General features: G+C 45.9%; 19 protein-coding genes and 1 pseudogene. 19 read left to right on the top strand and 1 reads right to left on the bottom strand.

The annotated features are described in order from the left end of the window. The first annotated feature begins 56 nt into the window (after nt 1–56). The 8 genes and pseudogenes from BP95_RS0105015 (at nt 57) to BP95_RS0104980 (ending at nt 6,618) form a co-directional block, all read left to right on the top strand. Complete coding sequence (locus tag BP95_RS0105015) at nt 57–581, top strand: GrpB family protein (protein ID WP_021255125.1); 525 nt, start codon at nt 57–59, stop codon at nt 579–581. Nucleotides 582–829: 248 nt separating this feature from the next. Then, nucleotides 830–1,336, top strand: coding sequence for a GNAT family N-acetyltransferase (locus BP95_RS0105010; RefSeq protein ID WP_028531559.1), 507 nt, complete (start codon nt 830–832; stop codon nt 1,334–1,336). Between the two features lie 41 nt (nt 1,337–1,377). Continuing rightward, nucleotides 1,378–2,202 (top strand): GNAT family N-acetyltransferase, encoded by an 825-nt coding sequence (locus tag BP95_RS0105005; RefSeq protein WP_028531558.1) that lies wholly within the window; start codon nt 1,378–1,380, stop codon nt 2,200–2,202. Between the two features lie 42 nt (nt 2,203–2,244). Continuing rightward, on the top strand, nt 2,245–2,931 hold the full coding sequence (locus BP95_RS0105000; protein WP_028531557.1) for a carboxylesterase family protein: 687 nt from the start codon (nt 2,245–2,247) through the stop codon (nt 2,929–2,931). A gap of 89 nt (nt 2,932–3,020) precedes the next feature. Next, nucleotides 3,021–3,200 carry a hypothetical protein gene (locus BP95_RS0104995; protein WP_028531556.1) on the top strand — a complete coding sequence of 60 codons (180 nt, stop codon included), beginning with the start codon at nt 3,021–3,023 and terminating at the stop codon, nt 3,198–3,200. A gap of 91 nt (nt 3,201–3,291) precedes the next feature. Further along, nucleotides 3,292–4,772: pseudogene (locus BP95_RS29580) on the top strand (amidase family protein). Nucleotides 4,773–4,963: 191 nt separating this feature from the next. Next, nucleotides 4,964–5,785 (top strand): GNAT family N-acetyltransferase, encoded by an 822-nt coding sequence (locus BP95_RS0104985; protein ID WP_021255120.1) that lies wholly within the window; start codon nt 4,964–4,966, stop codon nt 5,783–5,785. A gap of 29 nt (nt 5,786–5,814) precedes the next feature. Next, nucleotides 5,815–6,618 (top strand): AAC(3) family N-acetyltransferase, encoded by an 804-nt coding sequence (locus BP95_RS0104980; RefSeq protein WP_028531555.1) that lies wholly within the window; start codon nt 5,815–5,817, stop codon nt 6,616–6,618. A 144-nt stretch (nt 6,619–6,762) separates the two neighbouring features. Here the strand turns inward: BP95_RS0104980 and BP95_RS29575 are convergent, their stop codons facing one another. Further along, complete coding sequence (locus BP95_RS29575; RefSeq protein WP_021255118.1) at nt 6,763–7,536, bottom strand: threonine/serine exporter family protein; 774 nt, start codon at nt 7,534–7,536, stop codon at nt 6,763–6,765. A 150-nt stretch (nt 7,537–7,686) separates the two neighbouring features. On the opposite strand from BP95_RS29575, the gene BP95_RS0104970 reads away from it, so the two are divergent. The 11 genes from BP95_RS0104970 to BP95_RS0104915 all read left to right on the top strand — a co-directional run bounded on the left by BP95_RS0104970 (nt 7,687) and on the right by BP95_RS0104915 (nt 14,387). After that, nucleotides 7,687–8,805, top strand: a complete 1,119-nt coding sequence (locus tag BP95_RS0104970) for a M24 family metallopeptidase (protein WP_175460826.1) — start codon at nt 7,687–7,689, stop codon at nt 8,803–8,805. A 160-nt stretch (nt 8,806–8,965) separates the two neighbouring features. After that, nucleotides 8,966–9,439: an Rrf2 family transcriptional regulator gene (locus BP95_RS0104965; RefSeq protein ID WP_021255117.1), complete on the top strand. Its 474-nt coding sequence runs from the start codon at nt 8,966–8,968 to the stop codon at nt 9,437–9,439. 181 nt (nt 9,440–9,620) lie between these two features. Further along, nucleotides 9,621–10,259 (top strand): histidine phosphatase family protein, encoded by a 639-nt coding sequence (locus BP95_RS0104960; protein ID WP_021255116.1) that lies wholly within the window; start codon nt 9,621–9,623, stop codon nt 10,257–10,259. Nucleotides 10,260–10,303: 44 nt separating this feature from the next. Beyond that, complete coding sequence (locus BP95_RS0104955) at nt 10,304–10,504, top strand: DUF6199 family natural product biosynthesis protein (protein ID WP_021255115.1); 201 nt, start codon at nt 10,304–10,306, stop codon at nt 10,502–10,504. A 370-nt stretch (nt 10,505–10,874) separates the two neighbouring features. Beyond that, nucleotides 10,875–11,453, top strand: coding sequence for a GNAT family N-acetyltransferase (locus BP95_RS0104945; protein ID WP_028531553.1), 579 nt, complete (start codon nt 10,875–10,877; stop codon nt 11,451–11,453). Between the two features lie 57 nt (nt 11,454–11,510). Next, a complete protein-coding gene (locus BP95_RS0104940) occupies nt 11,511–11,714 on the top strand; it encodes a DUF4177 domain-containing protein (RefSeq protein ID WP_028531552.1) in 204 nt (67 codons plus the stop codon). A 205-nt stretch (nt 11,715–11,919) separates the two neighbouring features. Beyond that, nucleotides 11,920–12,270, top strand: a complete 351-nt coding sequence (locus tag BP95_RS0104935; protein WP_028531551.1) for a hypothetical protein — start codon at nt 11,920–11,922, stop codon at nt 12,268–12,270. Nucleotides 12,271–12,312: 42 nt separating this feature from the next. Continuing rightward, nucleotides 12,313–12,585 (top strand): GNAT family N-acetyltransferase, encoded by a 273-nt coding sequence (locus BP95_RS29570; protein WP_028531550.1) that lies wholly within the window; start codon nt 12,313–12,315, stop codon nt 12,583–12,585. A 143-nt stretch (nt 12,586–12,728) separates the two neighbouring features. Further along, entirely contained in the window at nt 12,729–13,184 is a 456-nt protein-coding gene (locus BP95_RS0104925) for a GNAT family N-acetyltransferase (protein WP_442952323.1), read from the top strand. A gap of 161 nt (nt 13,185–13,345) precedes the next feature. Beyond that, nucleotides 13,346–13,801: an NUDIX hydrolase gene (locus tag BP95_RS0104920; RefSeq protein ID WP_028531548.1), complete on the top strand. Its 456-nt coding sequence runs from the start codon at nt 13,346–13,348 to the stop codon at nt 13,799–13,801. A 34-nt stretch (nt 13,802–13,835) separates the two neighbouring features. Then, nucleotides 13,836–14,387, top strand: coding sequence for a hypothetical protein (locus tag BP95_RS0104915; RefSeq protein ID WP_028531547.1), 552 nt, complete (start codon nt 13,836–13,838; stop codon nt 14,385–14,387). The last annotated feature ends 47 nt before the right edge of the window (nt 14,388–14,434 follow it).

Genomic DNA, 14,434 nt, shown 5'->3' with positions numbered 1-14,434 from the left:
TCAGGAAGCTGGTTCGAAAAAATGCTTTTGAAGTTTTGACAGGATGAGGTGCCAATATGGAACAGGTCATTATTGATTCATATAACCCTGAATGGATAAGAAGGTATGAAGAAGAACGAAAAAAGATAATGGAAGCCGTCGCGGACATAGGTTTGGCGGTTGAGCATATCGGAAGCACGTCGGTGCCGGGGCTCAGTGCCAAGCCAGTCATTGATATGATGCTTGGTGTACGGGAATTAGAAGATATGAAGGCGAAGCACATCGAACGATTGCTGGAGATTGGTTATGAATATGTGCATAAGCCAGATTTCCCTGAACGATTGTTTTTTCGCAGGGGACAGTGGAGAGCGGGCACAGAACATCTGCATGTCTATCTGTATAATGGGGAGAATTGGAAGGACAATATCCGATTCCGCAATTATTTACAGATGCGCCGGGATGCAAGGGAGCAGTATATGCAGCTTAAGCATGCTTTAGCTGTACAATTTCCGCATGATCGCGTTCAATACACAGCGGGGAAGTCTGATTTCATACAAGGCATCATTAACATGGCGCGTAGGGAAAATGTGAATCTGGATTAAGGTTGGGTAAAGTTTTATTTATATTGTTCTTTCACAAGCAATCTCCCACTTTAAGCGGTATATTGAAGGTATATCGATGGACGGTAAATGGATGTGATTCTATTTGGCTTAACGAAGGAAGAATTTGTGCAGAATGAGCGGGAGTGTAATAGAAAGGAAAAATCAAAAAACAGGAATTGTTGCGTAGGGAAGAAAAGGTTATTCCTTTGTAAAATATCGTATAAAACCAATAGGGAGTAGGATATGTAGTGACCATTCGTTTAGCTGAAAAGTTGGAGTTACCACACATCATGAAGCTCTTCTCACAGTGCACAGCACATATGATTGCTCAAGGAATCGATCAATGGGATGAACATTATCCCAACGTGGAAGTGGTAGAACAAAGCATAGCCAGTGGGTCAATGTATGCCTATTTTAAGGATGATTTGATTTGTGGAGTCATTACCTTGCACAGCAGTCAGCCTACCGAGTATGAGACGATTCAATGGCAGTCTGGTCAGGATGCGAAGTGTCTTGTTGTTTATCGCCTTGGGGTTGATCCGGAATTGCAGGGACTAGGGATAGCAACGAAATTAATGGGCTTTGCAGAGTGGTATGCAGGCAACCATTCTCTATCTAGCATCCGATTAGATTGCTATTCCAAAAATGAAAGGGCTTTATCGTTCTATCAACATTTACAATATGAAATAAGAGGAACGGTTATTTTTCCACATTCGGATGTCCCGTTTTACTGCTTAGAGAAGAGAATTCGTTAACATCCCTATCAATAAAAACGAAAAGAGGGGGATACATACATATGATAATTGAACTTGAGCGCGAGCAATTTTATACATGTACGGATTTAGTGAATTGCACTACGATGCTGGAACCGAAGGCAATCGTTGCAGGCAACAACCCCGGCAGAATATTTGCCGATCACCCGGAATCGCCGCGATCCGCAATGGTGTGGCAGGGCAATTTAGACGGTTTTTTATTTGTTGGTGACGCTACTAATGCATCCTTCAATAGGGACATAAGAGTCTATATGGATGAAGTGTTACGTGAAGAAGCGCTGGGATTAGGATTGGAGTGGGCAGAATGCATCGGCACTCATCCAAGTTGGAATCAAGCGATTGAGCACATATTTGCCGATCGAGAGTTGTCCTCATGGACATCTTATGTATATTCGCTAATGTTGCCGGATTACAAGCAAGATGCAATCCAATTGCCTGACGGTGATTATACGGTGGTTCAAGTTACCGAGGAACTGCTGCAAAATAAGAGTATTCGGAATCATTCTTTTCTCGAATCAAGGGTTCTGGACTTTTGGGAATCGACGGAGCGGTTTCTAGAAGAAGGCGGTGGTTTTTGTGTGATGCACAATGAGACCGTCGCAAGCTTGTGCATGACCGGATTCCGATACCGTCATATTCATGCGCTAGGAATTGACACGATAGAGCAATTTCGTGGACGCAAGCTTGCACAGATTGCAGTTCGTGCTTATGTGGAGCATTTATTTTCTCAAGGCCAATCGATGTGTTGGGACTGTACAGCGTCGAATAAGCCGTCGAGTGCAATTGCAGAGCGAATAGGGTTCCAGAGAGAAATGAGCTACAAGGGATATCAATATAAGCTGCAGTAGGGAACGTACTTTCTATTATGTAAACCAGGAGGCTGATGATGAATGACGAAACAATTATCACATCGATTGCAACGTGAGATTACGAAGCAGGTACATATCAATTATCTATTATATTTGCCTGACAAGTATGGAAAGGATCCTACGGCGAAATGGCCATTGTTGCTCTTCCTGCATGGGGCTGGCGAGAGAGGGAACGACATCGAATTAGTGAAGCGGCATGGTCCGCCGAAGTTGGCTGAGAAGGGAGAGAAACTCCCTTTTGTTATCGTCTCTCCACAATGCCCGGAAGAATCATTATGGGAAATCGAACGCGATGCGCTTATTGCTTTGCTGGATGACGTATGCGAAACCTATCGTATTGATGAAAGAAAGATCTATGTAACTGGTCTGAGTATGGGGGGAGTTGGAACATGGTTCTTGGCCGCAAATTACCCCAATAAGTTCGCAGCGATTGCGCCGATCTGTGGCGGGGGAAACCCAAAACAGGCAGTACAGCTCACGCATACACCAATCTGGGCATTCCATGGTGCGAAAGATGCTATCATACCTGCTGAAAAATCGAACGAAATGGTGGATGCGGCGAACGCAGCAGGGGGCAATGCCAAGTTAACCATCTATCCGAATGCCAATCATGATGCATGGACGGAAACCTATCAAAATCCAGAGTTATATCAATGGCTCCTAAGCCATTCCAAGCCTGCTTCATCAAGCGAAGCGAATGAGAAATAAGTTATGTCGATGAACGAGCATCCATGATCTTTTCCGGCTGCCTATCCGGTTTATTCCAATAGATTATCTTCATTAGGAGGAACGAAGACATGTCAAAGGAAGTAAATCTGCATGACCTTGAACAGCGCATAACGGAGGTAGAGAAGCAGCTTGAGAGAAATCAGAGGTTTATTCGAGGGTTCAAGTATGTAATCATTGCAGTCATCGTTATTTTCCTTGTTACATTCGGAATCGGAGTCATTCAGTTCATTGGTGCAGGCTCTGCATAGATGAATGAATCATTTATTCACACAGTAGATCGTTAGAACAAGAATGATAGATATAGAAAATTACACGACAGAGAAGGTTGTTGAATCGAACATGGAATCATTATCTACATGGATTATCGAAGCAGATATATCAAGTATGCAGGCGGCAATGAATGCGGGAGAACTGACCGCGGAAGAGCTGGTTAACGTCTATTTGGAAAACGTATCCGTAAGGTTGATTCGGAGCTTCGTTCCATTTTAGAAGTAAATCCGGATGCGATTGCAATTGCACGTGAACTTGACAAGGAACGGCAAGAACGGGGATGTCGTGGGATGCTTCATGGCATCCCCATTGTACTGAAGGATAATATCGATACAAATGACAGGCTGCACACAAGTGCAGGTTCGATTGCATTGGCGGAATGGATCGCACCAGAAGATTCTTACATGGCAGCACGTCTGCGTGAGGCGGGCGCGATCATTCTTGGGAAGGCAAATATGACCGAATGGGCAAATTTTATGTCAAGCACAATGTGGGCGGGCTATAGTTCACGAGGTGGGCTAACGCTTAATCCATACGGGCCAGGCGAATTATTTGTTGGCGGGTCGAGCTCGGGTTCGGCTGTTGCGGTAGCGGCGAATTTAACAGCTGCTGCAATTGGAACGGAAACGTCAGGTTCGATTATTTCTCCATCCAGTCAAAATGGTATCGTGGGAATTAAGCCGACATTAGGTCTCATCAGCCGCAGCGGAATTATCCCGATTACAGTGAGTCAGGATACGGCTGGACCGATGGGGCGAACCGTAAGAGATGCAGCCATAGTGCTGGGTGCGATAACGGGGGTCGACGAGACAGATGCATGGACGCAGACGAGTAAGTCTCGATCATATCGCGACTATACACCATTTTTAGATGAGAGCTTCATCGGGCAGGCGCGAATAGGGATTCCAAGATTTTATTATCAGGACTTGGATGAAGCGAGGCTAGCAATTATGGAATCTGCCATCGAGGTGCTGAGAAGCAAGGGTGCAACCATCATTGATCCGGTGGAGCTGCCTTGTCAGCATGTGAAATGGGATTCCAATGTACTTCGATTTGAATTCAAAAAAGCGCTGAATGACTATCTAGCTCGATTGGACATTACGATGCCTGTCCATTCTCTTGCAGAGGTCATTGCGTACAATGAAGCGCACGCTGACATTGCCTTGAAATACGGTCAGAATGTGCTCCTATGGGCGGAAGAGACAAGTGGTACGCTAACGGAGCCAGAATATCATGCTAGTCTCACTCGCAATCAGGAGATGGCTCGCAAAGGCATCGACGAAGTCTTGAGTAAGCATGAATTGGATGCACTGTTCTTCCTAGGCAATGAGCATGGAGCTGATCTGGCTGCTCGAGCCGGGTATCCATCCATCACCATCCCGGCGGGATATGCCGAGTCTGGGATTATAGCACCTGGGGGCTATACGACGAAAGGCCCGCAAGGAGTTACCTTTGTCGGAAGGGCCTATGCGGAACCGACTTTGCTGAGACTGGCCTATGGTTATGAACAGGCGACGAAGCATCGGGTTGCTCCTCAGTTAGAATCATAATGGGGGTATCCCTTCTGTAGAGGACAGGGTGTTGTATATTTATTCATTGAAGGCGATAGAGAGTGATACGAATTGTATCCATGCGCCATGTATAATGAGCAATATAGCTGGAATATTGATCCTGCTCTACAGTCTCGAAACGGTGTGAATAGTATTACGATATACCTACTAGAGTTAGAGGTGGATTGGAAATGGAAGGCGGCATCGCATCCGAAGAGCTAATCAATGAGATCGAACAATCCGAAATCAATTACATGTGGGATCGCATGCTTGCGATTCAGCAGAAACCGGGCAATCCCGAGGATGTAGAACTGGAGCGAATTGGGGAAGCTGCGTGCTATTTTAGTGCTGGAATGCATTGGCCGACCTTCAACACGATAAAAGGATGCAGAGGAGCGGATATAGACCGAATCGAAGATATGATGAAGTTCTTCACGGATCGTGGAGGGAAGCCGCAGTTCGAAATTGTGCCCGGGATGGTGGACGCTCCATTTCTGAAGCGGTTGTCGGAGCGCGGTATGTATCCCTCTGGTTATCATACATCCATGTATTTCGGGATAGAGCAGAAAGCGTACGAAGAAGAGTGGGTGGATGATCAGCGCATTCGCGTAGTTGAGCTGCAAGAAGACGATTTCGAAATGTATGCCACGATTCATTGCAAGGGAACTGGATTACCGGACAGCGGAATCCCGCATGTCGCGATGAATAATCGAATTTTATATCATCGACCGGGCTGGAAGTTCTATGTCGCTTATGTTGATCAGCAGCCTGCCGCTGCAGGGGTCATGCATATGCAAAACAGGATTGCCTCCTTGACATTTGCGGCGACCTTACCGGAATATCGTAGGCTCGGATTGCAGAGCCGGCTGTTGAAACATAGAATCGCAGAAGCAGCAAAGCGTGGCTGCCGGTTGGCCGTTAGCCAGTGCGCATTTCTATCACCAAGCCATCGTAATATGGAGCGGGTAGGAATGAAGATGGGTTACGTACGAACAACATGGACGAGCAAATAGAAAGTAACTCAAATAAGGTGGGATTCGAAATGGAAGTCATGAGCGGGGAACTATTTACGATTGACACATTAACGAAAGATTTTGAGGCTCTGGGCGTGCAGTCGGGGATGAACCTTATTCTGCACTCCTCTATGAAATCATTAGGCAGCTGGGTTGCGGGCGGCGCATCAGCTGTCATACTGGCGCTCGAAGAGCAGCTAAGTGAGCAGGGAACTCTGGTCATGCCAACGCATACCGTGGATTTATCAGATCCATCGACATGGCAATGCCCTCCTGTTCCGGAATCGTGGTGGGAACAGATTCGGGAGCAGATGCCAGCATTTGATATTGCATTTACACCGTGCTTGGAAATGGGGATTATTCCAGAGCTTTTCCGTAAGCAGAGCGGGGTTGTGCGAAGCTATCACCCTCAGGTTTCCTTTGCTGCGTGGGGAGCGAACAAGGATCGGATCATTGCGAATCACAGTCTCGATTACAGTCAGGGTGAACAGTCTCCGATAGCGAAACTGTACGAGTTAAACGGTTGGATCTTGCTGCTGGGCGTTGGGCATAGCAATAATACGACTATACATTTGGCTGAGTATCGTGCTGAATATGCGAGCAAGCAGATGATGGTGTTGAAGTCTCCTATGATTGTAGACGGTGTAAAATCATGGGTAGCCTATCAAGATGTAGACTTCGATACCGATGACTTTGAGAAGCTGGGGGCTGACTTTGCCCGTGATACTGGTTATGTGCGCAGCGGGAAAATAGCAAATGCAGACGCATTGCTAATGCCTGTCCGAGAGCTTGTTGATTATGCTGTTCAGTGGATGGAGAGAAATCGACGCTGAACGCACGCAGCACCTCATTGTACCTATCGATGATGATAATGACGCAAGATGAATCTAGCTATAGAACGATACAGCAGCAAGGAAGCTGAATATCATGTGAATGGCGATATCTCTCATCGTCAAGCCCCTTCTTTCTTTGTCTATTTACCGAAGAAATAGATAAGATGCACTTGCAATGCCGGAGCCAAGCGCGCTAGCGGTAAACAACGCTTCGATTGCCACGATCATGCCAGAAATATAATGTCTGGCCATCATATCGCGAATCGCGTTCGTGATAGCGATGCCCGGTACGAGCGGAGCTACTGCCCCCATCATGATGAGATCAAGATGCACCCCTCTATAAGTAAAACCTATGTAGCCTGCCACGCCGCCAAGCAAGGCGGCGCCGTATTCAGGCAGGAAGGGCGCATGTAATGCTCGTGTCAGCCATGAATGCATGAAATAGGCAACGAGGCCTGCGAATATGGCTGCTGGCACATCCACGAATGATCCTCCAAATAGGAGAATGATGCTCCCACTCAAGCAGGCTGTGCATATGAACTTGTGCCACAGCTTCAGCTTGCACACATCCTTATCAATTACGAATAGACGATGCCGCATGTCTTGAAGACTAACGCGGCCAGCAGCAAAATCCCGAGATATCTGATTGATGCCGAATATTTTATTCAAGTCATACTGCCGCTTATCGATTCTCTGAAATTGAGAGCCGCCCGAATTCAGCTTCACGAAAATGCCATTGACGGTTACGTAGGTGTAATCGCTAGCTGGACGGGAATCTCCGATGGCGTGGTGAATCATCCGCTCCATCGTATCCTCAACCCGGCTTGTTTCCGCTCCGTTCTCCAGAAGCAACTTTCCTGCAAAGAGCACTGCCTCCAATAGGTAATCCTTATCACGCGCCAACGTGCCGATATTCATGTATGGGGAGCCACCTTTCTTTATAGATCGCTACTGAATGAAAAGAGCAGTTGCAAAACTATTTATGGATAATTATAATCCATAATAGATAAAAAAAGTAGATGAATAAATCGAAATTTTTATTACATCATGCGGAAGGGTGGTATCGGTATGTTGAAGCAGGAGTTGGAAACGCGTATTGCCAAATTGAAAGCAAAGATGGAAGTGAAGGGCTATGATGCATATGTCGTATCGTCACAGGAGGATATTTGGTACTACACGAATATTACGTACAGTCCCGAAGAACGGCCATTTTTTATTGTCATTTCACTTGATAGCAAGCCAACCTTGGTCGTGCCCAAATTGGAAGAGGCACATGTCCAAAAAGGGATATTGGACACAGATACTGTGTCTTATTGGGATTATCCATCACCTGCCGGTGAGAATTGGTTTGAACGGCTAAGCAGTGTATTACATAAATTCCAGCACATTGGTGTAGAGGCAAACATTCCGGCTGAGCATTATGTCCGCATTCAAGGGAGCCATGTAGAGCTATGTCACTTCGTCGCAGCCGCACGGCAGATCAAGAGCGATTACGAAATGGAGCGCATTCGCTTTTGTGCAAATATAGCGGATCGTACGATGCTCGACATTTTCAAGAAGGCGTCGAGAGAAACGATGGTACTGGAAATGTCCGCCCTGGCACAAATTCCGCAGGTAGAGTTGATTAAAACAAAACAATTGGATCCGCTTAACACGAACCTGTTAGCCGTCGTGTGGCCTGCTCCTGAAAGTGCCATGCCGCACGGGGTTCCAGACATATACAAAAAGGTTGGGGATGGCCCGAATGTGGCGATGACCTATTACCGAATTAATGGGTATGCCTCGGAATGCGAGCGCACCTTCTTCTTAGGAAATCCGACGAAAGAAGAAACGGAGTTGTTCCAACATATGATGAATGCCCGCAAAGCGGCGCTGAGCGTATTGAAGTCAGGCGTAAACGCGAAGGAAGTTGATTTGGCGGCGCGGAATTACTTGGCGCAATATGGACTTATCGGCAATTTGCTGCATCGAACGGGGCATGGAATTGGGTTAAGTAATCATGAGGCGCCATTTGTGGCGGAAGGCAGCGATGAGGTGCTTACAGAAAATATGGTGATTTCGATTGAACCGGGGATCTATGTGGAAGGCGTTGGAGGCTTCCGGCATTCTGATACGGTTCTCATAACGAAGGATGGTTATGAATTGCTGACGCGGGCTCCGATCGAATTGGATGAACTTATATTCTAAAATTGATAATTTCGGATAGAGGAATGCAAAGCATGGGTACACAGCAGGTATCCATGCTCTTTTTTATTTGTGTCGGATTGGAAAATATCTATAATGGAAGTAGAGACGCACATGGCTGGTGCAATTATATTTCGGAAACAGCAAGTAGAAGGAGATAAGGATGCAAATAAAAAGTGGGGTAGAGCAGGCGATTTGCATTTTGGTGATGCTGGCTACTCAGCATCATGGAGATGCAGTCACGAGCGATACGATCAGCGATCGACTGGATGTGTCGCCGTCTTTTTTGAAAAAGATTATGAGAATGCTGGTCGTGAAAAAACTGATTACATCGACCTCGGGAAAGAACGGTGGGTTTCAACTCGCGAAGGATGCGGATGACATTCGGCTGCTCGATGTGTTTGAGGCGATAGAGGGCACCAAGCCATTTTTGAAAACGACGAATTTGGTTCATCAGATCTTTTCGGACCAGCGTGCAGTTGCGATCGGTGAGACAATAATGACCCAAGCCTTCACCAATGCGGAACAGCGTTATCGAGAGGAATTAGGCCATTATTCGCTGGGCGTACTGCTAAGAGAAACGTTCCAAGTAGAAGACTTGCAGCAATTCGATTGGAATGCATATCGTAGGGCATAGCGTGGTTATCGGATAATACTCGATTTTGTAACTTCTAATATTGAAATTCGTATGTATAATAATGGAACAGCATTTACTCGTGATAAGCCCGATCCAGGATCATCCGTATCTCAGATCGGGTTGTGTTGTATGTGCAGAAATGATTTCGAACGAGTAACGGCTCGCGAATAGGAGTGATACGATGAGCAAGAAGACGACATTATATATTGTCCGCCACGGCCAAACCGAATGGAATGTGGAGCGGCGCATGCAGGGGCATATGGACTCCCCGTTGACGGCGCTTGGGGTTAGGCAGGCACAATGGTTGGGTGAAGCGATGAAGGATACAGCGATTGATTGCATCTATGCCAGCAGCAGCGGCAGAACGGATATGACGGCACGGCTCATTCGCGGGGAGCGTGATATCCCGATTATTAGTACGGATGCGTTGAAGGAAATTCATATGGGAGACTGGGAAGGACAGCTTGCAGATGAATTGCAGCGAGCCTATCCAGATCAGTTCGAGGCATTTTGGTATGAGCCGACCGAATATAAGGGCGTGAACGGAGAGACATTCGAAGAGCTTCGTCATCGAGTGCTGCCGTATGTACAGTCTATGATTGCGGACAACGAAGGCAAGTCGATTCTGATCGTGACACATACGGTTGTCGTGAAGACGCTGATGGCTTACTTTGAGCACAGACTTCCAGATCAACTCTGGGAGCCGCCAAACATTCAGCCAACTAGTCTCAGTCAGGTAGAGATTATTGCTGGTGAACCACAAGCTGTAATTGTTCAGCATGGAGATACAAGTCACTATCAGGCTTCTTTCCAAGAGTAAGGTCGAAATGAAGGCAAATAAGTGAAGCGGAGGACGTGCTGCTTATGACTGTTTTCCTCGCTGTTGTTATTATTGCAGGAGCTGTCAGCTTCTTCTTTCCTAAGTTCGGATGGGAGATGAAGCATGGGTGGGCCGTAGATGAAGACTCCGGGCCCAGTGATGACTACATCATGCTTACCAAGATCGGCGGGGCTATCATTATGGCCGTAGGCCTAGGATTATTTATCTACAGGATGATTGTCTGAGTGGCGCTTTCGAAGCTGGAAATGGGGGCGGAGATAGGTGCAAGTGAATGATGGACAGTTAGATGAGTTTCTGTTGATATCCAAACATCGACTGGTTTCCCACTATCAAGTAAAGCTGTTGTCATGTCTTCAATGCATTTCACCTGAAATGCTGTGGGATCAGGAGTCAGAGGGAGAAAATTGTATCATTCTGGGCAAGTCATAGACCGTGTACAGCGGAGAATAGGCACTGGTTTCAATTTGTGCAGCAAGGGCTGAATGAAAAGGCGCTGCGGCAAAGGGTCGAAAATGAACTGGAAGTTCGAAAAGCAAAGAACACGGCTACATTACTATTTTTCTTTTCCAAATATACTGAAGAGGGTGACGTAAAATGAGCAATTCACGCAAAGGGATAGCAGGAAAAAGAATATACTTACGTCCATTTACTGGTGACGACATAGATTGGTACTATGAGGCATTACTCCAACAGGAGTCTAACCGATTGACGGGTACGAAAAAGTTGTTTTCCAGAGAAGTACTTCGAAACTATTTGGATACAATTGCATCTGACCGTGAACGGGCACAGTTCGTTATCGCGCTGCAGGAGGATGAGCGGCCGATTGGAGAAATTGCGATTATGGATATGGATCCATCGAATCGGAGCGGTCATATTCGTATCGCGATATTCGCTGAAGAGGACTGCGGGCAAGGGTACGGTCCGGAAGCAATGATTCTTATGTTGGATTACGGCTTCGGTATGCTGAACCTCAATCGAATTGAATTGGTTGTATTTTCATACAATGCAAGGGCAGTCCGAGCCTACGAGAAGATTGGGTTTGTACAAGAGGGGATTCAGAGAGAAGCACTTTACTACAATCATGAATACCACGACTCTATTATGATGAGTATACTAGCGCGAGAATTTCGGGAGAGACATGGCGTTTCAGCAGGAGCGTCATCATCTGTCTGAAGTATCGTGATATAATTTACGAGAACAGTTATTTTGGCTATCGTAGGAGATGATAAGTTGGATACGAAGTGGGAATATCGTACGATCAAATATAAGACAGGAGGATTTCTGGGCGGCAAGGTCGATGAAGATGGCTTCGAGCAAATGCTGAATGAAGCCGGCTACGAAGGATGGGAGTTAGTGTCCTGCTTCGACACGAGCACCACCCATGGTCAGTCCAGAGATATCATTGCTGTATTCAAGCGCAAAGTCTATTTGTAAGGTACATATAAGGAATTTGATGAAAGTTGGCCCAGTCCTGGATTCTCATAAAACCGCGACTGGGCTTAGGGGCATCTCGCAACTATATTCTCATCGTACAGAACAATGCGCCTGCCTTGCATCTCTATCAGAAGCTTCAGTACAAAGAGGCATATCGCTATTGGTACCGTTTGCGTGGAACGCACTGATTGCAAGGGGGAGCTCTATGAAATGGTTAGCTAAACGAGAGTTCAACATTCCTCATACTGGCATCAATAAGATTGAGAAGGTTCAGATCGGTGGAATCGAACAATACATATTGGTCCAATCGATAAGAGAAGGTCTTCCTATCCTGCTTATGCTTCATGGTGGTCCTGGTCTGCCGTTGCCAGGTGTATCTTGTCGTGGCAGACATGATGTTCATGTGCATGGGCAGTTTGTAGAAACGTTTTGCGCGAAGTTGGAGGCCCCTGCTGGCAAACGGTTGATCTGGATGGATAAATCCGCTCATATGTTCCATCTTGATGATGCTCGTCGTATTGAACAGGAACTGATCGAAATCGCAATAAGGGCGTAGGTTCGTTATTGTATCCTAATGAAGCATTAAGGTGAGGCAGAGATGATACTAGAAACAGAGCGGCTGCAATTGCGGCAGATGAACCAGGCAGATTATCCAGATTTATGCGAGATTCTGCAGGATGAAGAGGTCATGTATGCCTATGATCGCAAGTTTGAGGATGCTGATGTACAAGCATGGTTGGATCGGCAGAACGCGCGCTATCAAGAGTATGGCTTTGGATTATGGGATCTAGGGATGGCTGTTATAAAAGAATTCGTCAAGCCATATCAGATCGGAGATATGCATCTTTATCTGTATGCCGTGGAGAAATAGCGATCTTTATCATAATAAATCTCAGTTGAAGATGAGGTGTTTGGTTGAACAAGTGCTCTTACCGTATACAGTCTGAACGGCTTGTGATTAGACCGCTTGAGGGAGAAGACTACTTCGCATGGCTAGCTGGATATGAAAATAGGATGCCTGCACAGCACAAATATGATGAAGGCACCGTTGAGATGAGCAGATACACCGAAGAATGGTTTCAACTGGAGATTGACAATCATCATAGATTGGCTGTCGAAGATAGACTATATTTTTGCGGCATCTTTCGAAAAGAAGACAACGCCCATGTAGGGGCCATCGACTTTTCTACGCTATTGCGGGATGATTTTCAATGGGCCAGATTAGGTTATATGATTCATAATCAATATTGGAGAAGGGGTTATGGAAAAGAGGCTGTAGCTGCAGCAATTACTTTTGCGTTTGATAAACTTAATTATCATCGCATTGAGGCGCATATTAACCTTGATAATACTCCTTCAATCAAATGTGCAGAAGGGGTTGGAATGAAGTTTGAGTGTATTCGAAAAGGATTTATATATGAAAATGACGCGTGGACAGATCATCTCATCTACTACATAAATGCAAAGTAGACCAGAACAGCCAGCTTATCTTAACGAAGGAAGCATGGCTTTTTTTTGTATGTACATCGGTTCTTGTTTTTAGGATAATGATTATGCCTAATTTTGGGATTAATATTCATATTCAGCATTCTGCCTAACAACACAGCGTTCATAAAGGAGATATGAAAGACATGGGATATATATCGGAATTGCGTAAAGTTGTAGGTACGAAGCCATTGCTTTTAGTAGGCGCCTGTGTACTCGTATTTAATGAAGCAGGCCACTTATTGCTTCAAAAGCGGGCGGATACTCTGGATTGGGGAACGATAGGCGGCGCAATGGAATTAGGGGAATCGATGGAGGAAGCGGCGCATCGCGAGCTTTATGAGGAAACGGGACTTCGTGCAGGAGGAATGAAATTTGTTACACTGTTGTCTGGATCGGATATGTACTTCCAATACCCGCACGGTGATGAAGTCTATAATGTAATTGCTGTGTATGAAGCTTTGGATGTAACGGGAACACCTGTCGTGAATGATCATGAGGGTTTGGAAGTGAAGTATTTCGCTCTTGATGAACCGATTCCAGAGTTGAATCCATTCAATGAGAAGTATTTGCGCAAGGCGGGATATATTCAGAAGTGGTAATTGAAGATGACAATCGAAAGCAAGGAGGTTGAGCATGATGCGTCATTCTAAAGCAGCATGGGGGATAGCGCTTATCTTGCTTATTACAAACTTGATCACGATAGGATGCCTTATGACAGAGAAAGAGAAAGAGAAAGAGAAAGAGAAAGGAAATGAGACAGTTGTGCAGCTTGCGTTGGATGTGTTCGAGTTAAGAGGGCAGTCAGAGCACTGGAAGCTTCGTCATTATCAGGTGATGCGAACATCGAATTCGATACGAAGAGGATCTGCATCATTGACTTACCTGGGTGACACCAAGGATATTAAGGATTCCTCATCGTTCTATATTGAATATTACGAGAAGCATGGGGAACGCGAAGAGGGAGTCCTTACGAGTGGAATGCTAGCTACGAACGGCAGTGTGCAACTATTATCGGAATTGGATCACTTGGGCTCCACTCAAAGCGAGCCTACGGAGTTCGAGCGGACCATGACGAAGGATGACTTCGCTGGCAGTTATGTCAAATTGCGTTGGTCAGATAGTTATGGTGAGGAGCATGTTGAACTAATCGAGTTGGAAGTGAACAATCATACCACATTCTCATGAGTGAGTGATAGTTGTTGTTTACAATGAAAGGTATACTGGTCGGGAGG

The organism is Paenibacillus sp. UNC217MF, from assembly GCF_000686865.1.
GTDB classification, from domain to species: domain Bacteria; phylum Bacillota; class Bacilli; order Paenibacillales; family Paenibacillaceae; genus Paenibacillus_B; species Paenibacillus_B suaedae.
The sequence above is the reverse complement of the archived record's forward strand: the minus strand, read 5'-3'. Positions and strand labels throughout refer to the sequence as shown.

Bases quoted from the DNA above. Each gene is read 5' to 3' on its own strand.
- BP95_RS0104915 (WP_028531547.1), top strand. From the start codon at position 13,836: ATGATGCGTCATTCTAAAGCAGCATGGGGGATAGCGCTTATCTTGCTT.
- BP95_RS29575 (WP_021255118.1), bottom strand. From the start codon at position 7,536: ATGAATATCGGCACGTTGGCGCGTGATAAGGATTACCTATTGGAGGCA.
- BP95_RS0104935 (WP_028531551.1), top strand. From the start codon at position 11,920: ATGAAATGGTTAGCTAAACGAGAGTTCAACATTCCTCATACTGGCATC.
- BP95_RS0105000 (WP_028531557.1), top strand. From the start codon at position 2,245: ATGACGAAACAATTATCACATCGATTGCAACGTGAGATTACGAAGCAG.
- BP95_RS0104945 (WP_028531553.1), top strand. From the start codon at position 10,875: ATGAGCAATTCACGCAAAGGGATAGCAGGAAAAAGAATATACTTACGT.
- BP95_RS0104970 (WP_175460826.1), top strand. From the start codon at position 7,687: ATGTTGAAGCAGGAGTTGGAAACGCGTATTGCCAAATTGAAAGCAAAG.
- BP95_RS0104925 (WP_442952323.1), top strand. From the start codon at position 12,729: ATGCCTGCACAGCACAAATATGATGAAGGCACCGTTGAGATGAGCAGA.
- BP95_RS0104920 (WP_028531548.1), top strand. From the start codon at position 13,346: ATGGGATATATATCGGAATTGCGTAAAGTTGTAGGTACGAAGCCATTG.
- BP95_RS0105015 (WP_021255125.1), top strand. From the start codon at position 57: ATGGAACAGGTCATTATTGATTCATATAACCCTGAATGGATAAGAAGG.
- BP95_RS0104955 (WP_021255115.1), top strand. From the start codon at position 10,304: ATGACTGTTTTCCTCGCTGTTGTTATTATTGCAGGAGCTGTCAGCTTC.
- BP95_RS0104995 (WP_028531556.1), top strand. From the start codon at position 3,021: ATGTCAAAGGAAGTAAATCTGCATGACCTTGAACAGCGCATAACGGAG.
- BP95_RS0104980 (WP_028531555.1), top strand. From the start codon at position 5,815: ATGGAAGTCATGAGCGGGGAACTATTTACGATTGACACATTAACGAAA.
- BP95_RS29570 (WP_028531550.1), top strand. From the start codon at position 12,313: ATGATACTAGAAACAGAGCGGCTGCAATTGCGGCAGATGAACCAGGCA.
- BP95_RS0104985 (WP_021255120.1), top strand. From the start codon at position 4,964: ATGGAAGGCGGCATCGCATCCGAAGAGCTAATCAATGAGATCGAACAA.
- BP95_RS0104960 (WP_021255116.1), top strand. From the start codon at position 9,621: ATGAGCAAGAAGACGACATTATATATTGTCCGCCACGGCCAAACCGAA.
- BP95_RS0105005 (WP_028531558.1), top strand. From the start codon at position 1,378: ATGATAATTGAACTTGAGCGCGAGCAATTTTATACATGTACGGATTTA.
- BP95_RS0104965 (WP_021255117.1), top strand. From the start codon at position 8,966: ATGCAAATAAAAAGTGGGGTAGAGCAGGCGATTTGCATTTTGGTGATG.